At 65.0% G+C, this 24932-nt stretch carries 18 protein-coding genes; 14 read left to right on the top strand and 4 right to left on the bottom strand.

All coding sequences use genetic code 11. From position 1 onward, the window contains the following. Positions 1-354: 354 nt before the first annotated feature. Positions 355-2208, bottom strand: a complete 1854-nt coding sequence (locus J5M71_RS05120; RefSeq protein ID WP_207830444.1) for an ABC transporter ATP-binding protein — start codon at positions 2206-2208, stop codon at positions 355-357. 347 nt (positions 2209-2555) lie between these two features. On the opposite strand from J5M71_RS05120, the gene J5M71_RS05115 reads away from it, so the two are divergent. The 10 genes from J5M71_RS05115 to dapA all read left to right on the top strand — a co-directional run bounded on the left by J5M71_RS05115 (position 2556) and on the right by dapA (position 17548). Then, entirely contained in the window at positions 2556-4046 is a 1491-nt protein-coding gene (locus J5M71_RS05115) for a BcsE family c-di-GMP-binding protein (protein ID WP_207830443.1), read from the top strand. Then, positions 4043-4228, top strand: a complete 186-nt coding sequence (gene bcsF, locus J5M71_RS05110) for a cellulose biosynthesis protein BcsF (RefSeq protein ID WP_207830441.1) — start codon at positions 4043-4045, stop codon at positions 4226-4228. Before J5M71_RS05115 ends, bcsF begins: the two co-directional genes overlap by 4 nt. Then, entirely contained in the window at positions 4221-5840 is a 1620-nt protein-coding gene (bcsG, locus tag J5M71_RS05105; protein ID WP_207830439.1) for a cellulose biosynthesis protein BcsG, read from the top strand. Before bcsF ends, bcsG begins: the two co-directional genes overlap by 8 nt. Continuing rightward, complete coding sequence (gene bcsR, locus J5M71_RS05100) at positions 5837-6055, top strand: cellulose biosynthesis protein BcsR (protein WP_207830437.1); 219 nt, start codon at positions 5837-5839, stop codon at positions 6053-6055. The genes bcsG and bcsR overlap by 4 nt, the downstream gene beginning before the upstream one ends. Further along, positions 6052-6759, top strand: a complete 708-nt coding sequence (bcsQ, locus tag J5M71_RS05095; RefSeq protein ID WP_207830435.1) for a cellulose biosynthesis protein BcsQ — start codon at positions 6052-6054, stop codon at positions 6757-6759. Before bcsR ends, bcsQ begins: the two co-directional genes overlap by 4 nt. Further along, positions 6756-9365, top strand: coding sequence for a UDP-forming cellulose synthase catalytic subunit (bcsA, locus tag J5M71_RS05090; protein ID WP_207830433.1), 2610 nt, complete (start codon positions 6756-6758; stop codon positions 9363-9365). Before bcsQ ends, bcsA begins: the two co-directional genes overlap by 4 nt. Further along, entirely contained in the window at positions 9362-11644 is a 2283-nt protein-coding gene (bcsB, locus tag J5M71_RS05085; RefSeq protein WP_207830431.1) for a cellulose biosynthesis cyclic di-GMP-binding regulatory protein BcsB, read from the top strand. Before bcsA ends, bcsB begins: the two co-directional genes overlap by 4 nt. Continuing rightward, positions 11644-12759, top strand: a complete 1116-nt coding sequence (gene bcsZ, locus J5M71_RS05080) for a cellulose synthase complex periplasmic endoglucanase BcsZ (protein WP_207830429.1) — start codon at positions 11644-11646, stop codon at positions 12757-12759. Before bcsB ends, bcsZ begins: the two co-directional genes overlap by 1 nt. Next, on the top strand, positions 12747-16265 hold the full coding sequence (bcsC, locus tag J5M71_RS05075; RefSeq protein ID WP_207830427.1) for a cellulose synthase complex outer membrane protein BcsC: 3519 nt from the start codon (positions 12747-12749) through the stop codon (positions 16263-16265). The genes bcsZ and bcsC overlap by 13 nt, the downstream gene beginning before the upstream one ends. A 416-nt stretch (positions 16266-16681) precedes the next feature. Continuing rightward, positions 16682-17548, top strand: a complete 867-nt coding sequence (gene dapA, locus J5M71_RS05070) for a 4-hydroxy-tetrahydrodipicolinate synthase (protein WP_207830425.1) — start codon at positions 16682-16684, stop codon at positions 17546-17548. Here dapA and J5M71_RS05065 read toward each other — a convergent pair. Beyond that, positions 17534-18010 carry a GNAT family N-acetyltransferase gene (locus J5M71_RS05065; protein WP_207830422.1) on the bottom strand — a complete coding sequence of 159 codons (477 nt, stop codon included), beginning with the start codon at positions 18008-18010 and terminating at the stop codon, positions 17534-17536. The genes dapA and J5M71_RS05065 overlap by 15 nt on opposite strands. An 11-nt stretch (positions 18011-18021) precedes the next feature. Here J5M71_RS05065 and J5M71_RS05060 point away from each other — a divergent pair, with 11 nt between their 5' ends. Continuing rightward, positions 18022-18690, top strand: coding sequence for an alpha/beta fold hydrolase (locus J5M71_RS05060; protein WP_233688248.1), 669 nt, complete (start codon positions 18022-18024; stop codon positions 18688-18690). Positions 18691-18698: 8 nt separating this feature from the next. Here J5M71_RS05060 and J5M71_RS05055 read toward each other — a convergent pair whose 3' ends face one another. Continuing rightward, positions 18699-20450, bottom strand: coding sequence for an NAD(P)H dependent flavin oxidoreductase family protein (locus J5M71_RS05055; RefSeq protein ID WP_347709861.1), 1752 nt, complete (start codon positions 20448-20450; stop codon positions 18699-18701). A gap of 15 nt (positions 20451-20465) precedes the next feature. Here J5M71_RS05055 and J5M71_RS05050 point away from each other — a divergent pair, with 15 nt between their 5' ends. The 3 genes from J5M71_RS05050 to J5M71_RS05040 all read left to right on the top strand — a co-directional run bounded on the left by J5M71_RS05050 (position 20466) and on the right by J5M71_RS05040 (position 24292). Continuing rightward, complete coding sequence (locus tag J5M71_RS05050; RefSeq protein WP_207830416.1) at positions 20466-21965, top strand: PLP-dependent aminotransferase family protein; 1500 nt, start codon at positions 20466-20468, stop codon at positions 21963-21965. Positions 21966-22592: 627 nt separating this feature from the next. Continuing rightward, the gene (locus tag J5M71_RS05045) at positions 22593-23498 is read left to right on the top strand and encodes a LysR substrate-binding domain-containing protein (protein ID WP_207830413.1); all 906 of its coding nucleotides are present in this window, start codon (positions 22593-22595) and stop codon (positions 23496-23498) included. An 89-nt stretch (positions 23499-23587) separates the two neighbouring features. Then, a complete protein-coding gene (locus J5M71_RS05040) occupies positions 23588-24292 on the top strand; it encodes an SDR family oxidoreductase (protein ID WP_207830411.1) in 705 nt (234 codons plus the stop codon). Positions 24293-24298: 6 nt separating this feature from the next. Here J5M71_RS05040 and J5M71_RS05035 read toward each other — a convergent pair whose 3' ends face one another. Beyond that, positions 24299-24697 (bottom strand): tetratricopeptide repeat protein, encoded by a 399-nt coding sequence (locus tag J5M71_RS05035; RefSeq protein ID WP_063913598.1) that lies wholly within the window; start codon positions 24695-24697, stop codon positions 24299-24301. Positions 24698-24932 lie beyond the last annotated feature (235 nt).

Raw genomic sequence — 24932 nt, 5'->3', positions numbered from 1 at the left:
ACCGGCTTCGCCGGTGTTCGCGGGTGAACCCGCTCCCACACTGAACCGAGCAAACGTTCGAGGTGCTGGTCAGGGCAGTTGTTTCTGCCGGTACGGGGCAGGCCCAGGGCCGGATGCTGTCCCTGTGGGAGCGGGTTCACCCGCGAAGCAGGCAACGTGGTGGATGGCACCGGCTTCGCCGGTGTTCGCGGGTGAACCCGCTCCCACACTGAACCGAGCAAACGTTCGAGGTGCTGGTCAGGGCAGTTGTTTCTGCCGGTACGGAGCAGGCCTGGGCCGGATGCTGTCCCTGTGGGAGCGGGTTTACCCGCGAAGCAGGCAACGTGGTGGATGGCACCGGCTTCGCATACCTGCCTACTCCGTCGCCTCGGCCACGCCCTGGTCTTCACCCAGGAACCCGCCGCTCTGGTGCTGCCACAACCGCGCATAAGTGCCATTCTTCGCCAGCAGTTGCGCATGGGTGCCTTGCTCGATGATGCGCCCTTCATCCATCACGATCAGCCGGTCCATGGCAGCAATCGTCGACAACCGGTGGGCGATGGCGATGACGGTCTTGCCTTGCATCATTTCATCCAGGCTCTCCTGGATGGCCACTTCCACTTCCGAGTCCAGCGCACTGGTGGCTTCGTCCAGCAGCAGGATCGGCGCGTTCTTCAGCATCACCCGGGCAATCGCGATGCGCTGGCGCTGGCCACCAGACAACTTGATGCCGCGCTCACCCACCAGGGTGTCGTAACCGATGTTGCCCTGGCGGTCGCTGAGCTGGCTGATGAAGCCATCGGCCTGGGCGTTGGCCGCAGCGGCGCGGATCTGCGCCTCGGTCGCATCGGGGCGGCCATAGGCGATGTTGTCGCGAATCGAACGGTGCAGCAGCGAGGTGTCCTGGGTGACCATGCCGATGGCGCCGCGCAGACTGTCCTGAGTGACCTTGGCCACGTTCTGCCCGTCGATGCGGATTTCACCACGGTCCACGTCGTAGAAGCGCAGTAGCAGGTTGATCAAGGTGGACTTGCCGGCGCCGGAGCGGCCGACCAGGCCGACTTTTTCGCCCGGGCGGATGTGCAGGCTCAGGTCGTTGAGCACCTGACGCTCGCCGTTGTAGTTGAAGCTGACCTTGTCAAAACTCACCGCGCCCCCCGTGGTTACCAGCTCCACAGCATCCGGCGCATCCTTTACCTTGGGGCCGCGGGTGAGGGTGGCCATGCCGTCCTGCACGGTGCCGATGTTTTCGAACAGCGAGGTGATCTCCCACATGATCCAGTGCGACATGCCGTTGATACGCAAGGCCATGGCGGTGATCGCCGCCACCGCGCCGGTGCCGACCTGGCCTTGGTGCCACAACCACAACGCATAGCCGCCAGCCGCAATGATCAAGCCCACCACCAGCGCCTGGTTGACGATTTCGAACTGGCTGACCAGACGCATCTGGCGAAAACCGGTCTGCTTGAAGTCCTCCATGGCGGCGCGCGCGAAGTGCGCTTCGCGATTGGCGTGCGAGAACAATTTCACCGTGGTGATATTGGTGTAGGCGTCAGAAACCCGCCCGGTCATCGACGATCGGGCATTGGCCTGCTCCTGGCCGACCTTGCCCAGGCGTGGTACGAAATACAGCATGGCCAGGCCGAACAGCACGACCCAGGCAATGAATGGCAGCATCAGCTTCAGGGCAAAGCCACCGGCCAGGGCAATGATCGCGATGAAGTACACGCCGATCCCGGGCAGGATTTCGATGAGGGTGAACAACACATCGCGTACTGCCAGTGCCGTCTGCATCACCTTGGTGGTGACCCGGCCGGAAAACTCGTCAGAGAAGAACGACAAGCTCTGGCGCAGCATCAGCCGGTGAAAGTCCCAGCGCAGTCGCAGCGGCAAGTTGATCGCCAGTACCTGATGTTGAACCATGGTACGCAGCGCCACCAGTCCGATGCTGACCAGCAGGACGATGCCGATGCCCCACAGCACTCGCTTTTCTTCAGGGCCAACGGCGCCGCCGGCTTGCCATGCCGCGAGCAGGTCGACCACCTGGCCGAGGAAGGCAAACAGCCAGGCTTCGTAGATCGAGACCCCGGCACTGAGCAATGCCAGTGCCAGGATGTAGCCACGGGCGCCGCGGGTACAGGCCCACATGAAGCGCAACAGGCCCATCGGCGGCGGTGGCACCTCGTCGGGTGGGAAGGGGTCGAGCCAGCGCTCAAAGATACGAAGCATGCTTGTCTCCGGAAAATCCGTTTTCGCTTAGCCGGTAACCATAACGCACAGCGAGGCATTCGCCTGTCGACAAGCCGGGCGTGGGCTGCAAAGCAGCCCTGGTCAAACCGGCAAACCTTAACTGACTGACACTGGCCCTACGGCGGTTGTTAACAAAACTTTGCAATTTATTACATTTCTGCTTTATCTCGTTTTTCCTATGTGCTGTAGAATTGACGTTTTAGGCTGTCTCTCATCTATTTGTCGTTTTTTTGACGTATGTCATGATGCCCCAGTTGCAGATGAGCTACCGTTGCCTTCCAAACCGTTCAATCTAATTTTGCAGAGCCAGTGTTTTGACGAATGGAATGCCGTTGTTGGCTATTTCCGGCTTAGGCGCCGAAAGCAGTCAGCTTCATGTACAAGGACTGTATTGGTTGGCCTGTGACAGCACAGAAGACGCCACCTTGCTATGCCGCCAGGTGCTCGGGGGGCTGCTCAAGCCCGTTCGGGCAGCCTTGGTCGCCGATGCGCAAGCCATGGGTGACGTGCTGGGTGCGCTCGATGCCGCGCAGGGCCCTGCCGAACTGGCGCTGTACGAAGCCGACCCGCAAGCCGTCCAGCACCTGGTCGATGACCTGCCGCGTATCGACGCTGCCGGGCGTGTGCTGGTGCTGCTGGCGTCCGCCGACGCCTGGGGTACCGGCAACGTTGAACGCTGGTGCAATACGCTGCGCCCGGTGTTGTTGGCCGAGGCCGCGCTATTGCTGGTCATCAGTAGCGGCCAGAGCGCCGGGTTGGTAGAGCGCCTGCGCGTGTTCAACCAGAGTGTCGATGGGCTGGCCCAGGTGTACCGCGGCAAAGGCGGGGTACGCTACCTGCAGCATTTCTGGAGCAACCCGCTCGGCAAAACCGGTACGCGTGATGTGGAACTTACGCGCCTTGACGCGGGCTTTGCCGCTGCCGGGGCGCCGCAGGCACCCAGCGACACCGGTGGCGACGAGCTGTTGTGCCTGGCCCAGCGCCCGGTGCTGGAAGGTGCGCCAGCCTTCTCCGAGCACTGGCAGGTCTGCGAGAGCCTTGAGGAACTGGGCGCCAAAGCCAGCCGGGCGGTTTCCGCCACGGTCATCTTTGCCATGGATGGCGGGCAGCGGCTGGATAGCCTGGCGCGCCAGTTGCACCGCTTGCGCCAGTTGCGTGGCAGTGCTCTGAAGCTGGTGGTGCGCGAGATGGCGCCGACCCTGCGCTACCAGGACGAACAGCTGTTGCTGGCCTGCGGGGCCAGCCAGATCGTGCCGTTCGGTGCCAGCCTGTCTCGCTTCCTGACCATGGTCGAGAGCATCCAGGGATACCTCTGGCGCCGGCACCTGCCAAGCGATTTCGATGCCTTGCTCGCACGCCTGCGGCCGCTGGCCATTTGCGGGCTGGTGGCGCCGAGCGCGTTCGCCGAAGCCGTGCAGACCATGTGGCACGGGGTGCGCAACGGCGAAATCGTCCACCAGTTGCTGGTATTGCGCCCGGCCCCTGGCCTGACCCCGCTGCAAGCTTGCTCGCGTACGGTGTTTCGCCGCGACGGTGACATCGCCTGCGTGGTGGGCGAAGTGCTGTTCCTGTTCCTGTTCGCCTGCCGCTCCGAAGGCGTCGAACAAGCGCTTGACCACATCTTCCAGTTGTCGTGGAAAGAGCTGTTCATCAGCCAGGAGGTGCTTGCCGGTGTCGATAGCCTGGCCAGCCCTGCCTTCCTCGACGACAGTGTGCCACGGCCACCCCGGCTCGACGCGGCAGCGCACCTGTCTGCCCAGGCACGGCCGGCCCTGGCGCCGCGCCGGGTTGCCTTGGGCAAGCGGGGTACCGCATGAACTTCGTGCAACTGCTGCAAGTGATCGGCATTACGGCGCTGGTCACCTTGGCGCTGGCCCTGCTGCTGTTGCGCCTGCGTGCCACGCTGCGCGACTGGCTGCGCCGCCGCCTTCCACCCCGTTACCTGAAACCGCGGGGTGTACGCCACCGCGCTGCACGCCAGGAACCCCGTAATGACTAATACATCCGCCACGTTCCCGGTACTGGCCCGCTGGCCTGGGCTGGGAGGGTGGAACCTCTATTTCCTGGCCAAGTTCCTGCTGGTCGCCCTTGGCATGCTCGACTTCCAGGCGCTGCCGAACCTGCTGTTCGCCGCGTTTCTACTGGTGCCGTTGCCGGGCAAGTGGCTGCGTATTGCGCGGCAGCTGGCCGCAGTACCGATTGGCATCGCGTTGTTCTACCAGGACACCTGGCTGCCGCCCTTCAGCCGCCTGCTGGCGCAGCCGGGGGTGTTCGATTTTTCGTGGGACTACCTGCTCGAACTGCTCGGCCGGTTCATCAACTGGAACCTGCTGGGTGCGCTGGCGTTGTTGCTGGTGGGCTACCTGTACCTGCGCCATTGGCTGCGGCTGAGTACCCTGAGCCTGCTGGGTCTGGCGTGGTTGGCCGTTGGCGGCCTGCCATCGCTGGGGTTCAACGCGGGCCAAGCACCTGGCGCCGCGGCTGCCAGCCCCGCCGAGCAGGCGCAGGCCACCACGGTTGCCGACAACGCCACGCTCGACAGCTGGCTCGAGCGGTTCTTCGCCAGTGAGCGTGAACGGGTGACAGCATTCCCGGCCATGAAGGCCGATGAGCAGCCGTTTGACCTGCTGGTAATCAACATCTGTTCGCTGGCCTGGGATGACCTGTCCGCCGTCGGGTTGCGAGACAACCCGCTGTTCTCGCGCCTGGACGTGATCTTTGACCAGTTCAACTCGGCCACGTCCTACAGCGGGCCGGCTGCCATCCGCGTGCTGCGTGCCAGCTGCGGGCAGTCGTCCCACGCCGGCCTTTACCAGGCCGCCCCGGAGCAATGCCTGTTGTTCCAGAACCTGGCCAGGCTCGGCTTCCAGAGCAACACCTTGCTCAACCACAGCGGCCGCTTCGACAACTTCATCGGCGACATCACCCAGCAGCACATGCCACAACCTGGCCTGCGCAACACCGACTTCCCGCGGGCACTGGTCGGCTTCGACGGCTCGCCGATCGCCAGCGACCTCGAGGTGTTGCGCCGCTGGTGGGGGCAGCGCCAAGGCGCGTCGGCCGAGCATGTGTCGCTGTTCTACAACAGCATCAGCCTGCATGACGGCAACCGTATCGTCACCGCCGACGGCGGTACCCGTGTGGCCGATTACACCACCCGCGCCACCCGCCTGTTCGGCGAGCTGGGCAGCTTCCTCGATGAACTGGAGCGCAGCGGCCGTCGCGTGGTCGTGGCCTTTGTCCCGGAACATGGCGCCGCGCTGCATGGCGACCGCATGCAGCTGTCGGGCATGCGTGAAATCCCCACACCGTCGATTACCCATGTGCCGGTGGGCCTGAAGTTCATCGGCATGGGCCAGCCTGCCCGCAGCGAGCCGCTGCATGTTTCGGCACCCACCAGCTACCTGGCGCTGTCCGAGCTGATCTCGCGCGTGTATGCGGGCCTGGGCGAGCAGCAGGTGCTGGATGTGCCCAGCCTGTTGAGCGACCTGCCGACCACCGAACCGGTCGCGGAAACCGCAGGTGCGCAGGTACTGAACTACCAGGGGCGCGCCTACATGCGCCTGCAAGGCCAGCCCGACTGGCAGCCTGTCCCGAAGGAGCGCCCATGATCACTGGCAAGGCAGACCCTGCCGACCGCAGCGACGATATCGCCCAGTTGCGCCAGCACCTGGACATGCCGGACCTGAACTATCAGGACATCTCTTTGCTGGTGGGTGTCCAGCAGGCCCTGCAGCGCTGGCCGCTGCTGGGCGAAAGCTGCCGGGCCAGCGCCCAGGGCACGTTGTACACGACGGTGCCGCGGCGTGAGGTGCTGTCGCCATGACCAGCCTGGCGTTGCACGGGGTGCGCGGTGGCCTGGGGCGCAGTGCCTTGCTGGCCGCGCTGGGCTATGCGTTGCAGGGGGCAGGGGAGCGGGTCCTGCTGGTCGACCTGTGCCCAAGCAATCTGCTTGGGCTGCACTTCAACCTGCCCCTCGACATGCGCGACGGATGGGCGCTTGCCGAGTGGGAAGGGCGGCCGTTCAGCGATGCCCTGTACGAGGTGCTCGATGGCCTGAGCCTGATGCCGTTCGGCAATCTGCCTGCCGGCACGCGGCAGCCGTTGCCCGACGCTGAAGCCTGGCGCGCTCGCCAGGCCGAGTTGGCCGAACACTTCGACTGGTTGCTCTTCGACCTGCCGCAACTGCCGGCTGATGTTGCTGGCCAGAGCATCGAGACCGACGTGCGGGTATTGGTGGCTGAGGCCGAGATGGCCAGCCATCTGCTGCTCGGGCGCCGGCCGGTCGAGCAGTACGACCTGCTGCTCGTCAACCGCTACGACCCGGCCAGCCGCTTGCAGAGCGACCTGCTGATGGTGTGGCGCGACCTGTTCCGTGATCGTTTGCCAATCCAGGTGGTGCACCGTGACGAGGCCTTTCTCGAGGCCCTGGCGTGCAAGGCACCGCTTGGCCACTACGCGCCGCAGAGCCTGGCTTGCCGGGACGTGCAGAGCCTGGCGGTGCGCTGCCTGACGAGGCGCCGGTCGTGACCCTGAACCCCTTGTCTGCCTATAGCTGGTTCAGCACGCGTGGCGCGCGGCAGCCGGTCGCCTGGCTGTTTACCCTTGGCGTGTGGCTGGCCTTCCTGTTCCTGCGTCTGGAGTCGCCCGCCTGGCAGGCTCTGTTGGCCGAGCGGCAGCGCCTGTACCCGCAACTGGCGGGCAAGCGCCCAAGCCTGGGCGACCCGCTACGCCTGCTGATCCAGAGCCTGTGGCTGCTGGTCCGGCGCCAACCGCTGCCACGCGAACCGGGGGTTGCCCGCCGAGCCTGGGGCGCGGTGCGTACGCAGCTGCGCGGCGTGCTGCAGGTGCTGCGCCACTACCGTAGCCTGCTGATCGCCCGCCTGCAGCAGCTGCCTGCGCGCTACAACGCCAGTGCTTTCAAGCAGGAGGCTTCGGCACGCTTGCGCGGCTTGAGCGTGTTCGCCCGGTGGGCGTTCTACAGCGTACTGACCCTGGGCGCCATCGGCCTGGCCGTGCTGTGCGTGACCGAACCGTTCGGCTACCTGGCGCAGCTGGTGTTCATCTTCCTGCTACTGGGCATCGCCATGCTGGTGCGGCACATTCCGGGCCGCTTCCCGACTCTGATGTTGATCGTGCTATCGACCCTCATCTCCTGCCGCTACCTGTGGTGGCGCTACACCTCGACCCTGAACTGGAACGACACCACCGGCCTGGTGTGCGGGGTGATCCTGCTGGCGGCAGAAACCTATTCATGGTTCGTACTGATCCTGGGCTACATCCAGACCAGCTGGCCGTTGCAGCGCAAGCCGGCGAACCTGCCGGCAAATCCGGCGCACTGGCCGACCGTCGACCTGATGATCCCCACCTACAACGAAGACTTGTCGGTGGTGCGCACCACGGTGCTGGCGGCCCTTGGCCTGGACTGGCCGCGCGAGTGCCTGCGCATCTATATCCTCGACGACGGCCGGCGCGACGCGTTCCGTGCGTTCGCCGACGAAGTGGGGGTGGGCTACATCGTGCGGCCGGACAGCAAGCACGCCAAGGCCGGCAACCTCAACCATGCGCTGGGCGTGACTGACAGCGAGCTGATCGCCATTTTCGACTGCGACCACGTGCCGGTGCGTTCCTTCCTGCAAATGACCGTGGGCTGGTTCCTCAAGGACCCGAAGCTGGCGCTGGTGCAGACGCCGCACCATTTCTTCTCGCCCGACCCGTTCGAGCGCAACCTGGGCTCGTTCCGCCGTCGCCCCAATGAAGGCGAGCTGTTCTACGGCCTGATCCAGGACGGCAACGACATGTGGAACGCGGCGTTCTTCTGCGGCTCGTGTGCCGTGCTGCGACGTACCGCGCTGGAGAGCATCGGCGGCTTTGCCGTCGAAACCGTGACCGAAGATGCCCATACTGCCTTGCGCATGCACCGCCAGGGTTGGTCATCGGCCTATCTGAGCATTCCGCAGGCGGCCGGCCTGGCCACCGAGAGCCTGTCGGCGCACATCGGCCAACGCATTCGCTGGGCCCGTGGCATGGTGCAGATCTTCCGCACCGACAACCCGCTGCTCGGCCGTGGGCTGAGCCTGTTCCAGCGGGTGTGCTATGCCAACGCGATGCTGCACTTCCTGGCCGGCCTGCCAAGGCTGGTGTTCCTGACCGCGCCCCTGGCGTTCCTGTTGCTGCATGCCTACATCATCTATGCACCGGCGTTGATGATCCTGCTGTACGTGCTACCGCACATGATCCACGCCAGCCTGACCAACTCGCGCATGCAGGGCAAGTACCGGCAGACCTTCTGGGGGGAGGTGTACGAGACCGTGCTGGCCTGGTATATCGCCCGCCCGACCACGGTCGCGCTGTTCGCGCCGAAGAAGGGCAAGTTCAACGTCACCGCCAAGGGCGGCCTGATGGAGCAGGAACAGTTCGACTGGCGTATCGCCCAACCCTACCTGTGGCTGGCGGCGCTCAACGTCGCCGGCCTGGGCTTTGCCGTGTGGCGCCTGTTCACCGGCCCGGCGGCGGAAATCGGCACGGTGATCGTCAGCTCGCTGTGGGTGATCTACAACCTGCTGATCATCGGCGCCGCCGTTGCCGTTGCCGCCGAAGTGCGCCAGGTGCGCCGTGCCCACCGGGTGCAGATGCGCTTGCCGGCGGGGCTGGTGCTGGCCAGCGGTCACGCCTACCCCTGCACCCTGGTCGACTACTCCGACGGCGGTGTCGGCCTGCATTTGCACCAGGGCCTTGAGTTGAAAGCGGGGGAGCAGGTGCGCCTGCTGCTCAACCGTGGCCAGCGCGAGTTCGCCTTCCAGGCCTGTGTCACCCGTACTGTCGGGCAACACGTGGGCCTGGTGTTCCAAGACCTCAGCCAGCAACAGCGTATCGACCTGGTCCATTGCACCTTTGCCCGCGCCGATGCCTGGCTTGGCTGGAACGAGCAGCACGAGGTCGATCGCCCGCTGCGCAGCCTGGTCGACGTGCTGAAGCTGGGCGGTGTCGGTTACCTGCGCCTGGTCGAGCACCTGCCGCCATGGCTGCGGGCGTGGCTGCGCCCACTGCGCACGCTGGCGCACTGGCTGGCCAGCTACAGGCCCCGCACACCACGGCCTGTCCTTTCCATGAACCCTGTTGATCGAGACGCATGATGACTGGTTATCCCGCGCGTACCTGGGGCCTGGCGATGGCGCTGCTTGCTGCCTTGTCGCAGAGCGCCGCTGCCGCCTCCGTAGCCCCGCTTGCCGAGCCGGCCGTACCCACGGTACCGAACTGGCCGGTTGCGAAAACCTTCGAGCAGCTCGGGCATGCGTCCGACAGCCTGCTGCTGGGGGTACGCAACAGCGAGCATATCGAATTCGGCCTGCGGCGCGATCGCCTGGCCACCGACGCCAGCCTGCAGCTGGACTACACACCTTCGCCCGCGCTGTTGCCGAACCTGTCGCACCTGCGCGTGTACCTCAATGACGAGTTGATGGGTGTGGTGCCGGTGGAGAAAGACCAGCTTGGTCAGCGTGTGCGCCGCCAGCTGCCACTGGACCCTAAGCTGCTCAGCGACTTCAACCGGGTTCGCCTGGAGTTCGTCGGGCATTACACCGACATCTGCGAAGACCCGGCGCACAGCGGCCTGTGGCTAAACCTGAACCGCAAGAGCCAGGTGCAGCTGCACGAACAGGCCCTGGCCCTGGACAACGACCTGGCGTACTTCCCGCTGCCGTTCTTTGACGTGCGCGACACCGGCAAGGTAACGCTGCCGGTGGTGTTCAGCGGTGTGCCGAGCCTGGGTGAGCAGCGTGCGGCGGCGATCCTGGCGTCCTACTTCGGCAGCCAGGCCGGCTGGCGCAAGGCCAGTTTCCCGGTGCTGTACAACAGCCTGCCGGCCCGTGGCGATAAACCCACGCCGAGCATCGTGTTTGCCAGCAACGACCGTCGCCCGGCCTTCCTCGCCGACCTGCAGCAGTTCCCGCCGGTCGACGGCCCGGTACTGCAAATGATCGACCACCCGGACGACCGCTTCAGCAAAGTGCTGCTGGTGCTGGGCCGCAACGACGATGACCTGGTCAAGGCCGCCTCGGCGCTGGCGGTTGGCAACAACCTGTTCCGCGGTGCCCGGGTGAAAGTCGAGCAGATGACGGCACTGCAACCGCGCCAGCCCTACGATGCGCCGAACTGGACACGCACCGATCGCCCGGTACGCTTCGCCGAGCTGCTCGATTACCCCGAGCAGCTGCAGGTCAGCGGCCTGCAACCGCGGCCGGTGACGCTGGAATTGAACCTGCCGCCCGACCTGTTCGTCTGGCGCAACCAGGGCATTCCGCTGCGTACGCTGTACCGCTACACGGCCCCGGCAGTGACCGACGAATCGCGGCTGAGCATCAGCGTCAACGACCAGTACATCACCAGCATGCCGCTGGTGGGTAATGACCGGCGCGGCGGCACACTGGAGGAAATGCGCCTGGCGGTGCTGTCCGGTGACAACACCGCATTGACCGAGAAGTCGCTGGTACCGGCGTTGAAGATCGGCGACCGCAACCGCCTGCGTTTCGATTTCAGCTTTGCCAGCACCCTGGGCAGCGCCCAGCGCGACCGCTGCCAGACCTCGTTGCCGGTGGATGTGCGTGCGGCGATCGACGACAACTCCACGATCGACCTGTCCGGTTACCACCACTACATCGCCATGCCCGACCTGCGCGCATTCGCCCGCAGCGGCTTCCCGTTCAGCCGCATGGCCGACCTTTCCGAAACGCTGGTCATCATGCCGGCCAAGCCCACGACGATGCAGGTGGGTACCTTGCTCGATGCGGTCGGTGGGCTGGCCGGGCAGATCGGCTACCCGTCGCTTGGCCTGCAGCTGGTCGATGACTGGAAGCAGGCTGCAGCGGCCGACGCCGACTTGCTGCTGCTTGGCAGCCTGCCCGAGGCGCTGGGCGATGCGCCCAACCTTGGCCTGCTGCTCAGCGCCCAGCGGGACTGGCTGCTGCAAGGCCGTAGCGCGGGGCTGCCGGGCAGCCAGCGCTTCGATACTGCGCCGGTGGCCGCGAGCAGCCGTGTGGCCGTCAGCGCGCAGGCGCCGATTGCGGCCATTACCGGGCTGAAGTCGCCGTTCCACGAGCAGCGCAGCGTTGTCGCCCTGTTGGCCAACAGCGATAGCGACTATGCGTTGCTGCGCGATGTGCTCGGCGATGTCGGCAAGCTTGATGCAGTGGCCGGTTCGGTGACGCTGGTGCGCAGCAGCGGCGTCACCAGCCAGTTCGTAGGCGAGCACTACTTTGTTGGCGCGCTGCCGTGGTGGCTGCTGCTGTGGTTCCACCTGTCCGAACACCCGGTGCTGCTGGCGGCGATCGCGGCCATTTGCGTGGTGTTGTTCGCCTTCCTGTTGTGGCGGGCACTGCGCTGGGCAGGCAAGCGTCGCCTGGGTGAGGCGGGGTGATGATGCGTCGGTTGCTGGTAGGGCTGGTCACCTTGGGCCTGCCCGTTTTCGTCAACGCCGCGCCGGCCTGTCCATGGCCCGCCTGGGACCGCTTCAAGGCTGAGCTGGTGAGCGTCGACGGTCGGGTCATCGACCCGAGCGATGAGCGCCTGATCACCACCTCGGAAGGGCAGAGCTATGCGCTGTTCTTCGCCTTGGTGGGCAATGACCGGCAAACCTTCGCGCAGGTGTTGCGCTGGACCAGCAACAACCTGGCAGAGGGCGACCTGGCCCGGCATCTGCCCGCCTGGCTGTGGGGCCGTAATGGCCAGCAGCAGTGGCAGGTACTGGATGCCAACAACGCCAGCGATGCCGACCTGTGGATTGCCTACAGCCTGCTGGAAGCCGGGCGGCTGTGGGACGAGCCGGCCTACACGCAGCTGGGCCAGCGTTTGCTGTGGCGTATCGCCGCGCAGACCGTGCGCAAGCTGCCGGGCCTCGGGCTGATGCTGCTGCCGGGGGACTACGGTTTCGAGGACGCCCGCGGCGCCCGCCTGAACCCCAGCTATTTGCCGCTGCAGTTGTTCGATCGCTTCAACCTGGTTGACCCGTTGTGGGGCGAACTGGCGGCCAACACACGGCGTTTGTGGCTGGCTTCGTCACCAAAGGGCTTTGCCCCGGACTGGCTGCTGTGGACGCCAGCCGGTGAATTGGCAGCGGACCCGCAACATGGCAGTGAAGGTGACTACGACGCCATTCGCGTCTACCTGTGGGTGGGCATGCTGGCCAAGGACGCGGCACAGCGTGCCGAGCTGGTGGCCCACTATGCCCCGATGGCGGCATTGACCGCGCGCCAGGGTCTGCCGCCAGAGCATGTGGATGCGCACAGCGGTGTTGCCAGTGGCCATGGCCCGACAGGTTTCTCTGCGGCGTTGCTGCCGTTGCTGGCGGCATCGCCGGAGCACGTCGCAGGCCTGGCGGCCCAGCGTCAGCGCTTGCGCGAGCAGCCAGTCGAAGCCAAGGCCTATTACAGCCAGGTGCTGGCGCTGTTTGGCCAGGGTTGGGACCAAGGCCGTTACCGTTTTGACCCGCACGGCCGCCTGTTGCCGGTCTGGAGCACGCCATGCAGCGAATGATTGGTGTGCTGATGCTAGCAGCGGTGACCTGCCAGGCCACCGCGCAACCCAAAGATGCCGGCGAACAGCGCCAATGGCTGTTGGACCAGGTGCGTCGCGGCGAGGCGCTGCATCGTGACGACCTGGTGCGCGACGCACTGGGGCGGCTGCAACTGCTCGAGCCGCGCAACCCGGACGTGTTGCTGGCAGCCTTGAGTCTGGCATTGCGCGAAAAGAACAGCATCGAGGCCGAGCAGTTGAGTGCCCGGATCAGTGCCATTGCGCCCGGCAGCTTGCAGGCACGCCAGGCCAGGCGTCTGCTTGAGCTGCAGCAACCGGAGCGCGCGCGGCAATTGCAGCAGGCCCGCCTGCTGGCTGTCACCGGGCGCAATGAAGAGGCGCTGGCGGCCTATGAACAGCTGTTCGCTGGCGAGCCACCAAGCCTTGAACTGGCCCTGGACTACTGGCGCGTGCGCGGCAACCTGCCAGGCCAGCGCCCTGAAGCGATCAGCCAGTTGCAGCAACTGGACCGGCAGTACCCGGGCAGTGCCGGGTTGCGCCAGACCCTGGCGGGTTGGCTGTTCGCCGAAAATCGCGACCGCGAAGCCTTGGCCTTGCTCGATCAGCTGGCACGCGACCCTGGCGCACGGGATGCCGCAGCCCAGCGTGAGTTCGACTACCTGTCCGGGCAAGCGGTGAGTGCCGCCAGCGCGGCGGCCTGGCAAGCGTTTCTCCAGCGCTACCCGGCCTCACCGTTGCAGGCGCAAGCCAGCGAGACCCTGCAGCAGCAACGCAAGCTGCTGGCCGACCCATCCTGGCAGGCTGGCCAGCGGGGCATGGCATTGCTCGACAAGGGCCGTAACGCTGAAGCCGAGGCGCAGTTGCGCCGGGCGCTGCGCCAGTACCCGGACGATGCCCGCTTGCACGGCTCCCTGGGGTATGCGCTGATGCGGCAAAGCCGCTATGAGGAGGCCAATGCGGCGTTCCGGGCGGCAAGTGCCAAGGAGCAGGACACCTACTGGATCAGCCAGTGGAAGGACCTGGAGTCGTCCAGCCAGTATTGGGCCCTGCTCAACAAAGGTGAGCGGGCCCTGCAGGCGAAAGACATGCGCGGTGCGCGCGCCTTCTACCAGCAGGCACGCCAGCAGCGCCCGAAAGAGGAGTATGCCTTGCTGGGCCTGGCGGATGTCTCGCTGGCCGAGGGCGATACAGCGGCCGCCGAGCGGCAATTCCTGCAGGTTCGGCGCATGGCACCGGATAACGAAAGTGCCGTGCGCGGCCTGGTGCGCGTGTATCAGGCGCAATCGCCCGACAAGGCGCGGGCGTACCTGGAGAGCCTGCCGCCTCGGCAGCAAGCGCAGTTCGCCAGCCTGCGCCGCAGCCTGGAACTCGCCCGCCTGCGCCAGCAAGGTGACCAAGCTTTGCAGCGCCAAGACTGGGCGGCGGCCAGCCAGGCGCTGGGCCAGGCCACGGCCTTGGCGCCCGACGAGCCATGGCTGGTCTACCGGCTGGCCAACAGCCTGCGCCATCTGGGGCGTACCGCCGAGGCCGACGCGGCATTCGCCAGGATCGTGCAGCGCCAGCCGGGCGATGCCTCTACCCGCTATGCCCACGGCCTGTTCCTGGAGTCCAGCGACCGCGATGCGCTGGCCCTGGACAGCCTGGGCGCCGTACCGCAGACGGCCTGGAGTGCTGACATGCATGCACTGGAGCAGCGTATACGCCGTCGCATGACCCTGGCCTCGGCGCAGCAACTGCAAGCGCAAGGCCGCACGGCTGAAGCGACCAGCCTGCTCGAGGCCAGCCTGGCGCGTGGTGAAGGCAGCACCGACGACCTGATGCTGTTGGCTGACTGGGCGGCGGCGAACGGTGAGCCTGGTAAAGCGCGCGGCTATTACCAGCGCGTGCTTGCTGCGCAGCCTGGGCAACCGCAAGCGCGCCTTGGCCTGATCGAAAGCGCGGTGGCCGAAGGCAACCTGGCACAGGCCCGGCACATGCTGGCTGTGCAGGTGCCACAACTGGCTGCTGATGACAGCAACGCCCAGCGGCGCCTGGCAGCTGTCTGGGTCGCCTTGGGCGAACACGACCAGGCGGCCAGAATGCTCGACCAGATCGCAGCGCAGCAGCCTCGCCCCGACCCCTTGTTGCGGCGTGACGCTGCCCGCCTGGTGGCGCAGGATGACCCGCAACGGGCGCTGGACCTTTACGCCGCAGCAATGGCAGATGCGCAGTTGCTCGAGCGTGCCGCCGTGTCGCCACGGGATGACCGTGCACTGACGCTGGCCAGCCGTGAGCAGGATGACGACGACTGGCTGGCACGCAGCCTGCGCAGCGACGTCGATGCACTGTATCGCCAGCGCAATACCCATGTGACGTTGATGCACGACTACGGTTGGCGCGAGGACGATGGTACGCCGGGCACATCTGAACTGAGTACCCAGTCGACCTTGCTGCATGTCGATACCCCTTGGCAGGACGGCACTGCCTTTGCGCGGGTGGAGCGCATCGGCATGGATGCGGGCTCATTCGAGCAGAACGACCAAAGGCGCTATACCCCGGACTTCGGTAGCTGCCAGTTTGTGGGCCGCACCGCTGACGGGAAGTCGCTCCCTGCGTGCGAGGGTGGTTCGCAAACGGCGGACGGTAGCGTGCTGGCGCTGGGTTGGCAGGGCAAGCGCTGGGCCTTCGACCTGGGGACCACCCAGGGCTACGCGATCAACAACTGGTTGGGGGGCGCCACGGTCAACGGTGACCTTGGCCAGGTCGGCTGGTCGCTGACCGCTTCGCGACGGCCGATGAGCAACTCGCTGTTATCCTTTGCGGGAGCACGTGACCGCCCGACGGGCGTGCGCTGGGGTGGGGTCACGGCCAATGGCGCCACGCTCGGCCTGAGCTGGGACCAGGGCGGTGATAACGGGGTCTGGGCCAGCCTGGGGCACCACTGGCTGTATGGCGAGAACGTCGCCGACAACCAGCGCACCCGGGCCATGGCCGGCTATTACCACCGCGTGGTGGAAAAAGCCGACGAGCGTGTGCGCGTGGGCCTGACGCTGATGCACTGGCGTCACGACAAGGACCTGGGTGGCTACAGCCTGGGGCAGGGCGGCTACTACAGCCCGGAGCGCTACACATCGATTGGCGTGCCGGTCAGTTATGCCTGGCGCAACTACGACTGGTCGGTGCTGCTGGAAGGCTCCGTCAGCTGGTCCCAGGCCCACAGCGGCCGCAGCCGCCTGTACCCGGACGCGCACGTCAACCGCAAGGTACTGGCGCAGTATGACGTTGACTCCAACCTCGACGCCATGAACGACGCCAGCGACAGCAGCGGGCTGGGCTACCGCCTGCGTGGGCTGTTCGAGCGGCGCCTGAGCGACCATTGGGTGTTGGGCGCCGGCTTCGACTGGCAGCACAGTGATGACTATGCGCCTAGCCATGGCATGCTCTACCTGCGCTACCTGTTCGAGCCGTGGCGGGGCAACCTGGCGCTGCCGGTGACACCGCTGGAACCCTACAGCGAGTGGCGTTGACGAAGATGTGTCACCTGTAGGAGCGGGGGCCCTGTGGGAGCGGTTAAAGCCGCTCCCGCAGGGTACGCGTATCGCTTGCGAATTCAGTTCTCTACGCGACAGCGCAGCCCCAACGGGTTTGCTATCCCGGTGTTGACACCGGGTACGCCGCCGCCCCATTATCCAGCCATATCCACGCAACGGGCTTCCCTGCATGTCCATCTCCAACCACGCCATTTCCGCTTCGGGCTTCATCGCCCAGGCAGGCGCGTGCGTTGCCGTTGCCAAGAAATCCAAGAAACAGCCGCTCATCTGACCGAGGCGCGCTGTCTCGTCAGGTGGGCTGACGAGACAGAAGGCGCCAGGTATCCCTGCCAGACCACTTCCACTCTTCGCCCTGCTGACGCTGACTTTCGGTCAACATCAGGAGTTTTTGCATGTCGAATTTCCGTGGTATCTGGGTCGCCCTCGTCACGCCATTGCGCGCCAATGAAATCGACTTTACTGGCCTGGAAAAACTGGTGAAGAAGCTGCTCGAAGAGGGTGTCGCCGGTTTTGTGGTATGTGGCACCACGGGCGAAGCGGCGGCGCTGTCCAAGGCCGAGCAACTGGCCGTGCTGGACGCTGTGCTGGCCTGGGTGGAACCGGGCAGGGTGGTGATGGGCCTGTCGGGTTACAACCTGTGCGAACTGTTGGCCTTCCAGGCTGAAATCCAGCAGCGTGACATTGGCGGGCTTCTGGTCCCTGCACCGTGCTACATCCGGCCTTCGCAGGCCGGCATCGAGGCGTTCTTCAGCACCGTGGCGGATGCCGCCAGCGTGCCGGTGATCGTCTACGACATTCCCTACCGTACCGGGGTACGCATCGAGCGTGAAACCCTGCGCCGCATCGTGCGCCACCCGCGCATTGCAGCGGTGAAGGACTGCAGCGGTGATAGCGAGACCACCATGGCCCTGATCCAGGACGGCCACGCCCAGGTGCTGGCCGGTGAGGACGTTCAGATCTTCAACAACCTGTGCCTGGGCGGTGCGGGGGCCATTTCGGCTTCGGCGCATGTGCGGGCTGACCTGTACGTGCGCATGTTGCAGCAGGTCGACCATGGCGACTGGCTAGCCGCGCGAGGGACGTTCTACCAGTTGCTGCCGTGGATGAAAATGGCCTTTGCCGAGCCTAACCCGGCCGTGATCAAGGCAGCATTGCAGATGCAAGACCTGATTGCTGACGAGCTGCGCGAGCCCATGCAGGCCTGCACGGAAACCACTCGGGGCAAGCTGCAAGGCGTGCTGGACTCACTCGGCGCCTGAGGCGGCTGCAGCACGTGGCCGCAGGGGCATTTCCATCGGCTGGTAGGTCAGTCCGGCGAACTCGCCCACTTCACCTGCCAGGTTGAAACCGTAGCGCTGGTAGGCCGGCACCGAAGACAACGATGCCCTGACGGTGACGATTTCAGCCCTGGCATGCTCAAGCGCGGCGCTCATGAGGCGCGCGCCGATGCCTTGACGTTGGCACCTTGGTGCAATGAACAGCATCGCCACGTGGCGGCCTTCCTTGAGTTCGATCAACCCCGTGATGACACCGTCCACGATGCACACCAGTATCAGGTTGTCGCCCTGCATGCGCTCGGCAAACGCCAGGGGCGCGGCCACCCTGGTGAAGGTTTCGATGCCTTGTGCCGACAGCGAGGGCGCGACCGCCTGCATGAAGGCATCCAGGCACACGGCGCTGGCATGGGTGAGGTCGTCAGGGGTGAGTTTGCGTATGTGCATGGCAGTCGTCCGTGTCTGGTATTGTCCTGTTGCCAACTTTAGCCTGTTACTGGATCAAGGAGAGAGCCATGACGACTTCACCGGAAAAGATCCTTTTCCTGCCCGGCGCCTCTGGCAACGTTGCCTTCTGGCACCCGGCCGCCGCGGCGATGAGTACGCCGGCAATCGTCCGGCACCTGGGCTGGCCCGGTTTCGGCAACGTACCAGCCAACCCGAATGTTTCCTGCCTGCAGCACCTCGCAGCCCTTGCCCTTGGCGAAGTCGACAGGCCCACGGCCTTGGTGGCGCAGTCCATGGGTGGGGTGGTTGCGGTGCTCCTTGCGCTGGAGCGCCCAGCGTTGATTACGCACCTGGTCCTGAGCGTGACTTCAGGCGGCATGGACCTTTCTGCCTTTGGTGCTGCTGACTGGCGTGCAGAATTCGAAGCGGAGAACCCCAAGCTGCCGCGCTGGTTTCTCGATGACCGCACTGATCTGACGGCGCGCCTCTGCGAGCTGCGCATGCCTGTACTGCTGTTATGGGGAGGTTCAGACCCGATCAGCCCTGTCGCTGTTGGCGAGTGCTTGATGCAGTTGATACCAAACGCCAGCCTGCAGGTGTTTGCCGATGCCGGCCATGACCTTGGCCATAGCCATGCCGAAGCGGTCGCGCGCCTGATTGACGCGCACCTTGCTTCCTGACGGTCGTTTCAAGCTGCCGTAGCCACGACCGGCCTGGCCTCGCCGATCAGGATATCCTCGAAAAACGCTCCGACCGGCTCGGTAGGGTGGCACAACTGAATCTCCAGCACCCACACCACCTCGCTCGGGACGATTTCCACCTCGGCCAGTTTGTCCTGCCCATACAGCACATGCGGGAAGTCGGCGATGCGATGCCCAGCCAGGTTGCGTTCCAGCTGCCAGCCTTTCGCCTGGGCACTGCGCTCGGCGAAGTCATACAGCTCACGCCCGGTCAGGCCACGCCCCCAGGCCTGGCGGGTTTCGTCGAACACTTCATGCAGTGCCTTGACGCAGGCGTGGTGCAGGTCGTGCTGGCCAAACACGAAGGTGTCGCCATAGTCGCCTTCATAGCCATCCCATACCGGGCCGACATCGACCACGACGATATCCGTGGTACGTAATACGCGTTGAGGATCAATACCTTGGCGCGGCGTGCGCACGGTGTCGTCGCCAAAACGGATGTAGGTCGGGTGCCAGGTGTGCGATGCGCCCATCGCCTGCAAGGTCTGCGCGGCCATCTCCAGCGCCTGGGCAGTGGTCATCCCGACTTGTAGCTGGCTGGCGATCGCCGCCACGGCCCGTACCGACTGCTCGCGGGCCGCGAGCATGCCGTCCAGCGAGTAGCGCGGGCCGACTTTTTCCAGCACCGGGTGCAATGGGTTGGTCGTTGAAGCCTCGGGCACCAGTGCGCCGCTGGCAACGAAAGCCTCGGCGACAAAGCGATGGGGCTGCAGGCCTGCCGCGAGGCACTGCTCGCGAGCCTGGCTGATCATCGCGGCATTGCCGCAGGCATAGACCTGGGTGTCGGCCCAGCGATGGGCCTGGGCCAGCGCCACCTGCTGCACCCGCGCCTGGTCCGACAGCACCGGGTGCCAGTGAAAGTGAGCGTGTGCACGGCAGGCCTGGTCGAGAAATTCACGGTCATAGAAGTCTGCGTTCGATCTGCCGCCCCAGTACAACGTGACCTCGGCATCACCTGCCAGGGCGGTCAGCAGCAATGGCTTGATGCCGGCGTAACCTGTGCCGGTGGCGAACAGCACCAGGGGGCGTTGGTCCTCATGCTGCCAGGTGCAGGCACCCACCGGCCCTTCAAGCTTCAAGGTGTCACCTGCTTGCAGGGTTGGCAGCAGGTGTTCGGTAAACAGGCCGCCCCTGACCTTGCGGATGTGAAACACCAGTTGCCCCTGGTCCTGGGCGGGCAGGTTGGCGATGGAAAAACAGCGGCTGTCGCCGTTGTCGAGCCGAAAGCGTACGTACTGGCCAGCCCGTACCACCAATGGCTGTGCAGGCTGCAGCACCAGTTCGACGATATCGGCGCTCAGTTCGCGTTTGCCGCGGACCTGTGCCTGGAGTTCCAGTGCCGGGGTTTCCAGGGACCAGCCGGGAATTTCCAGGCACATATCACTGCAGGCGTGGCTCTGGCACAGCAACATTTCGTCGGCTGCCAGGGGGTAGCAGGGCGCGGGCGTGTCTGCTGCCCGCTGCTTGTCCCGATACTGCCCCGACACCACCTTGACCTTGCACGATCCACAGGCGCCGCGGCGGCAGGAGAAGGGTACCGGCAGGCCGCTGGCGAGCATGGCATCGAGCAGCAACTCCTGGCTGGCGTCGAAGGTTTTGCCCGAGGGCGACAATTCAATGACATGGCGGTTTTGCATGAGCACCTCGGGGCAAATGGAGGTTCGATTGTTGCTATAGTCCAGGACCAGTAGAACCTCCAGTTTTGGTTAATTCACATGGTCCAGCTTCGCAAATGGCAGCCGCTGCTCAAGCTCGACGGGGCGCAGCCGCAGGCTTCGTACAGGCAGATTGTCGAGGGCCTGGTTGCCGCGATCACCGAGGGCCGCCTGCGCCCCGGCACGCCGTTACCCGGCACGCGGGAAATGGCGCAACTGCTGAACGTCAATCGCAAGACGGTGATCCTCGCCTACGAGGAAGCCGAGACCAAAGGCTGGCTGGAAAGCGTGCAACGCCGCGGCACCTTCGTCAGTCGGCAACTGGCAGTTGGCACCCTGCCCGAGCCCGATGCAGCGCGGCCCTTTGCCCTGGTGCTGCCAGAGGAGCCTGCCGTTGCCTACTTCACGGCCAACGAACAGGCTGCCGCGCAGCAGCATCGGCCGGGTGCGCTGTTTTTCGACAACGGCGCCTGTGACCACCGCCTGCTGCCGCAGACCGTTCTGCACCGCTATTACCGTAATGCCTTGCGCAACAGCTTCACTGCCAACACCGTGCGCCATGGCAGCGCGTGCAGCAGCCATTACCTGCGCAGCGCCTTGGCCGACATGCTGCGGCACAATCGCAGCCTGAACGTTGGCGCCGAGCATATCTGCCTGACCCAGGGCGTGCAGATGTCGCTGTACCTGGTGGCCAGCGTGCTGCTCAAGCCCGGTGACGTTGTGCTGGTCGAGCGCTTGAGCTATCCGCCCGCGTGGGAGATCTTCCGCCAGCTGGGTGCCCGGCTGGTCACCGTGGAGCTAGATGACGAGGGCTGCCGGGTCGACCAGATCGATGCACTGTGCCGGCTGCACAAGGTGCGCATGCTGTACATCACACCCCATCACCAGTTCCCGACCACGGTCAGCCTGCCTGCCGGGCGCCGGCAGCAGTTGCTGGAGCTGGCGCGGCAGCACGACTTTTGCGTGGTCGAGGAAGACTACGACCATGAGTACCACTTTGCCGGGCGGCCTTACCTGCCGCTGGCCAGCGACCGTCAGCAGCGGCATGTGATCTACATTGGTTCATTGTCCAAGTCCTTGGGCAGTACCTTCCGTTGCAGTTTCATCGTGGCGCCGGCGGAGGTGGCCGTGGTGCTCGAGCGCAGGGCGACGCTGACCCTGGGGCAGGGCGATGCGGTGATGCAGCAGATGCTGGCGGACCTGATCAATGATGGCGAGCTGAAGAAGCACTTGCGTCGGGTTGCGCGGGAGTATCGTCAGCGTCGGGAGACTCTGTTGGCTTGCTTGCGCGATGCCTTTGGCGAGCAGGTAGCTGTAAAGGCACCGGAAGGCGGGCTGGCGCTGTGGGTGAGGTTTGCTGACGGGATCGATGTGGATCAGTTGGTTGGCAAGGCGTTGGAGTTGGACCTGGTGGTACGCAGTGGCCGGCAGTTTTCGCCGTTCGGTCATGCGGAAAATGCCTTGCGCCTGGGGTTCGCCTCGCTGGACATGGATGAAATCCGGCTGGCTACACAACGTTTGGCGCAAGCGGCGAAGGCGATTGCAACATCGGCCCTGTAGGCGCAACGGTCTTGCTCAAGCTCTAAAAGCTAGCGCAGTCCCTGTGGGAACTGGCCCAGCCCTTTGGGCTGCGCTGTCGCGTAGATAACTGAAATCGCAAGCAGTCCGCGTACCCTGTGGGAGCGGCTTTAGCCGCGAAGAATCCAACGCGGTGCCATAGATCGTGTCGCCTGCTTCGCGGGTGAACCCGCTCCCACAGGTATGGTGCAGGTTTCGGGTACCCTCGGTTCCTGTGGGAGCGGGCATGCCCGCGAACACCGGCAACGCCGGTGCCATCCACCGCGTTACCTGATCAGGCTTGAGCGGGCTATTTGCGCTGCCACACCTAGCCTTGTTCGCTGACCACCCAGGGCCTGTCCGCGGCATCGATAAGCACTTCACCCAGCGCTGCGCAGGGTTGTGGTCAAGCCAGTGCGCCTGCCCAGCGAGCACCTGCTCGGCAAGCGCGGTCAGCCGCAACGGCCGTTGTGTCCAAGACAGGTCGAGCAGGCCGTAGTGGCGGAATGCATTGATGGCGGGCATGCCAACTCCTTTGGGCTCTGTCCGCCGACAAAGCATCGACTTCCTCGGCCGATGAGGATAGCCTCGGCGCAATGCTGCCGAGCAGCCAATAGAAAAATCATCGCCATGCCTGCAGGTTTTCCCGGGTTGCCCTCACTCAATGCGTTACGGGTGTTCGAAGTGGTGGCGCGTCACTTGAACTTCCGCCTGGCCGCCGAGGAACTCGGCGTCACCCAGGCCGCCGTTGCCCAGCAGATTCGTGGGCTGGAGGCCGGTCTGGAGGTTCGCCTGTTCGAGCGTTTGCCGCGCGGCCTAGGCCTGACCGATGCCGGGCATGCCTACAGCACCAGCGTGCGCAGTGCCTTGGCGATGATCGACGAAGCCACGCGGCTGTTGCGTCCGGCGCCCTCCCATCTCACGGTCAGCGTAACGCCAACCTTTGCTTCGAAATGGCTGATCCCCAAGCTGGGGCACTTTGCCGAGCACAACCCCGAGATTGACTTGCGGGTGCTGGCCACCGACCGGCTTTCGCATTTTCATACCGATGGTGTGGACCTGGCCGTGCGTTATGGCCAGCCGCCGTTCGGCGCCGGGCTGAACGCCGAGTTGCTGATGGAGCCGCCGGTGGTCGCGGTGGCGAGCCCGGCGTTGTTGGCAGACGTGGGCTGGCCTGAGGGTTTTGCCGCCTTGCAGCGCTATGTGGCATTGCATGATGCGCACAACTTCTGGCCGCAGTTCTGCGCTGCGGTGTTCCCTGGCCACCCGACGCCCACGGCGAAGACCGTGCGCTTCAACCAGACCTCGCTGGCCATCGAAGCTGCCATAGGCGGGCAGGGCATTACATTGGCCAGCCATGCCTTCGTCAGCAACGATATCGCCGCCGGCCGGCTGGAGCAGGTGTTCCCCCAGCAACTGCGGCTGGACAAGGCGTTCTACCTGGTATGGCCGCGCAAGGGGCAGCCGCCAGCGGCCCTGCAAATCGTCAGGGCGTGGCTCAAGGCTCAGGCTGACGAAAGAAAAACTACTGGCTAGACGAAGTCCGGCTGCCTCCCTGCGCACCTGTGTGGCTGCTAGTGTGAATGCACTTGCAAACACAGGGTTCCATCGTCGAAGGAGGCAATATGTCTGTGCAAAAGGTAGCAATCATCACCGCCGGTGGCAGCGGCATGGGCGCAGCAGCGGCACGTCGCCTGGCTGCCGACGGCTTCAAGGTCGGCATCCTGTCGTCCTCGGGCAAGGGCGAAGCACTGGCCAAGGAGCTGGGCGGTATCGGTGTTACCGGCAGCAACCAGTCGGTCGAGGACTTGCAGCGCCTGGTGGATGCCGTGGTCGGGAAGTGGGGGCGCGTCGATGTGCTGGTCAACAGCGCCGGCCACGGCCCGCGCGCGCCGATCCTGGAGATCAGCGACGAAGACTGGCACAAGGGCATGGATACGTACCTGCTCAATGTTATCCGCCCGGCACGCCTGGTGACGCCAGTCATGCAACGGCAGAAGGGGGGAGTGATCATCAACATCTCTACCGCCTGGGCATTCGAACCCAACGAAATGTTCCCCACATCGGCGGTGTTCCGCTCGGGCCTGGCGGCGTTCAGCAAGATCTTCGCCGACACCTATGCCGTGGACAACGTGCGCATCAACAACGTATTGCCTGGCTGGATCGACAGCCTGCCGGCCACTGAGCAGCGGCGCGACAGCGTACCGCTCAGGCGCTATGGCACCAGCGAGGAAATTGCCGCCACCATTGCATTCCTGGCCAGCGACGGGGCTGCCTATATCACCGGGCAGAACATCAAGGTCGATGGTGGCCTGACGCGCAGCGTCTGACCGCCCTCAGTACGCAGCCGTCGGCAGCACGCCGTCGCCCTGGGCCTTGTGCGCGGCTTCTATCAGCTGCAGGTTGCGGCTGCGTAGTGCGTGATTGTTGCCAACACGCAGGTTGGAGCGCTGCGCCAGGGTTTCGGCCTGTTCGTACAACCCTTGCTGAAGGCGCAGGACGCCAAGGTAGTGCAGGGTTGCCGGGTTGTTCGGCTGAATGTGCAGCGCGCGCTCCAGGGTGGCTGCCGCCTGGTCCAGTTGGCCGTCGGCATACTGTTGCGAGGCGGTTTCGATCAGCACGGTCGAGGCATGGTTGCTGCGTGCCGGCGCGGAGCGCTCGCCGGCCAGTGCGCCTGGTGCCGTGATTGCGCTGAACAACAGGAGCAAGGCGGACAGAACAGGTGTGCTGGGCATCGGCGGTAGACTCGGCAGGGCTTGGGCAAGCCCCTGGCTGGAGGGCAAGGGGATGCTATCGACCGAAGTGGAGCGTTGAAGTTCCCGCTTGGGCAATTTGTTGCCTGTTCCCCGCCCTTTGCCCTGGCAACATCTGTTCGGTTACCGCCCAAAACCGCATTCCGGCGCCTCAAGCCTGCGTCAGTACCTCCGATAGCAGCACACCCACCATCGAATCATCGACCAGAAGTGGTGC

Origin of the sequence: Pseudomonas sp. 43(2021) (assembly GCF_017490805.1) — a bacterium.
GTDB lineage: Bacteria > Pseudomonadota > Gammaproteobacteria > Pseudomonadales > Pseudomonadaceae > Aquipseudomonas.
Note: the sequence above shows the minus strand (reverse complement) of the source record. Positions and strands in the feature narration are given on the sequence as shown.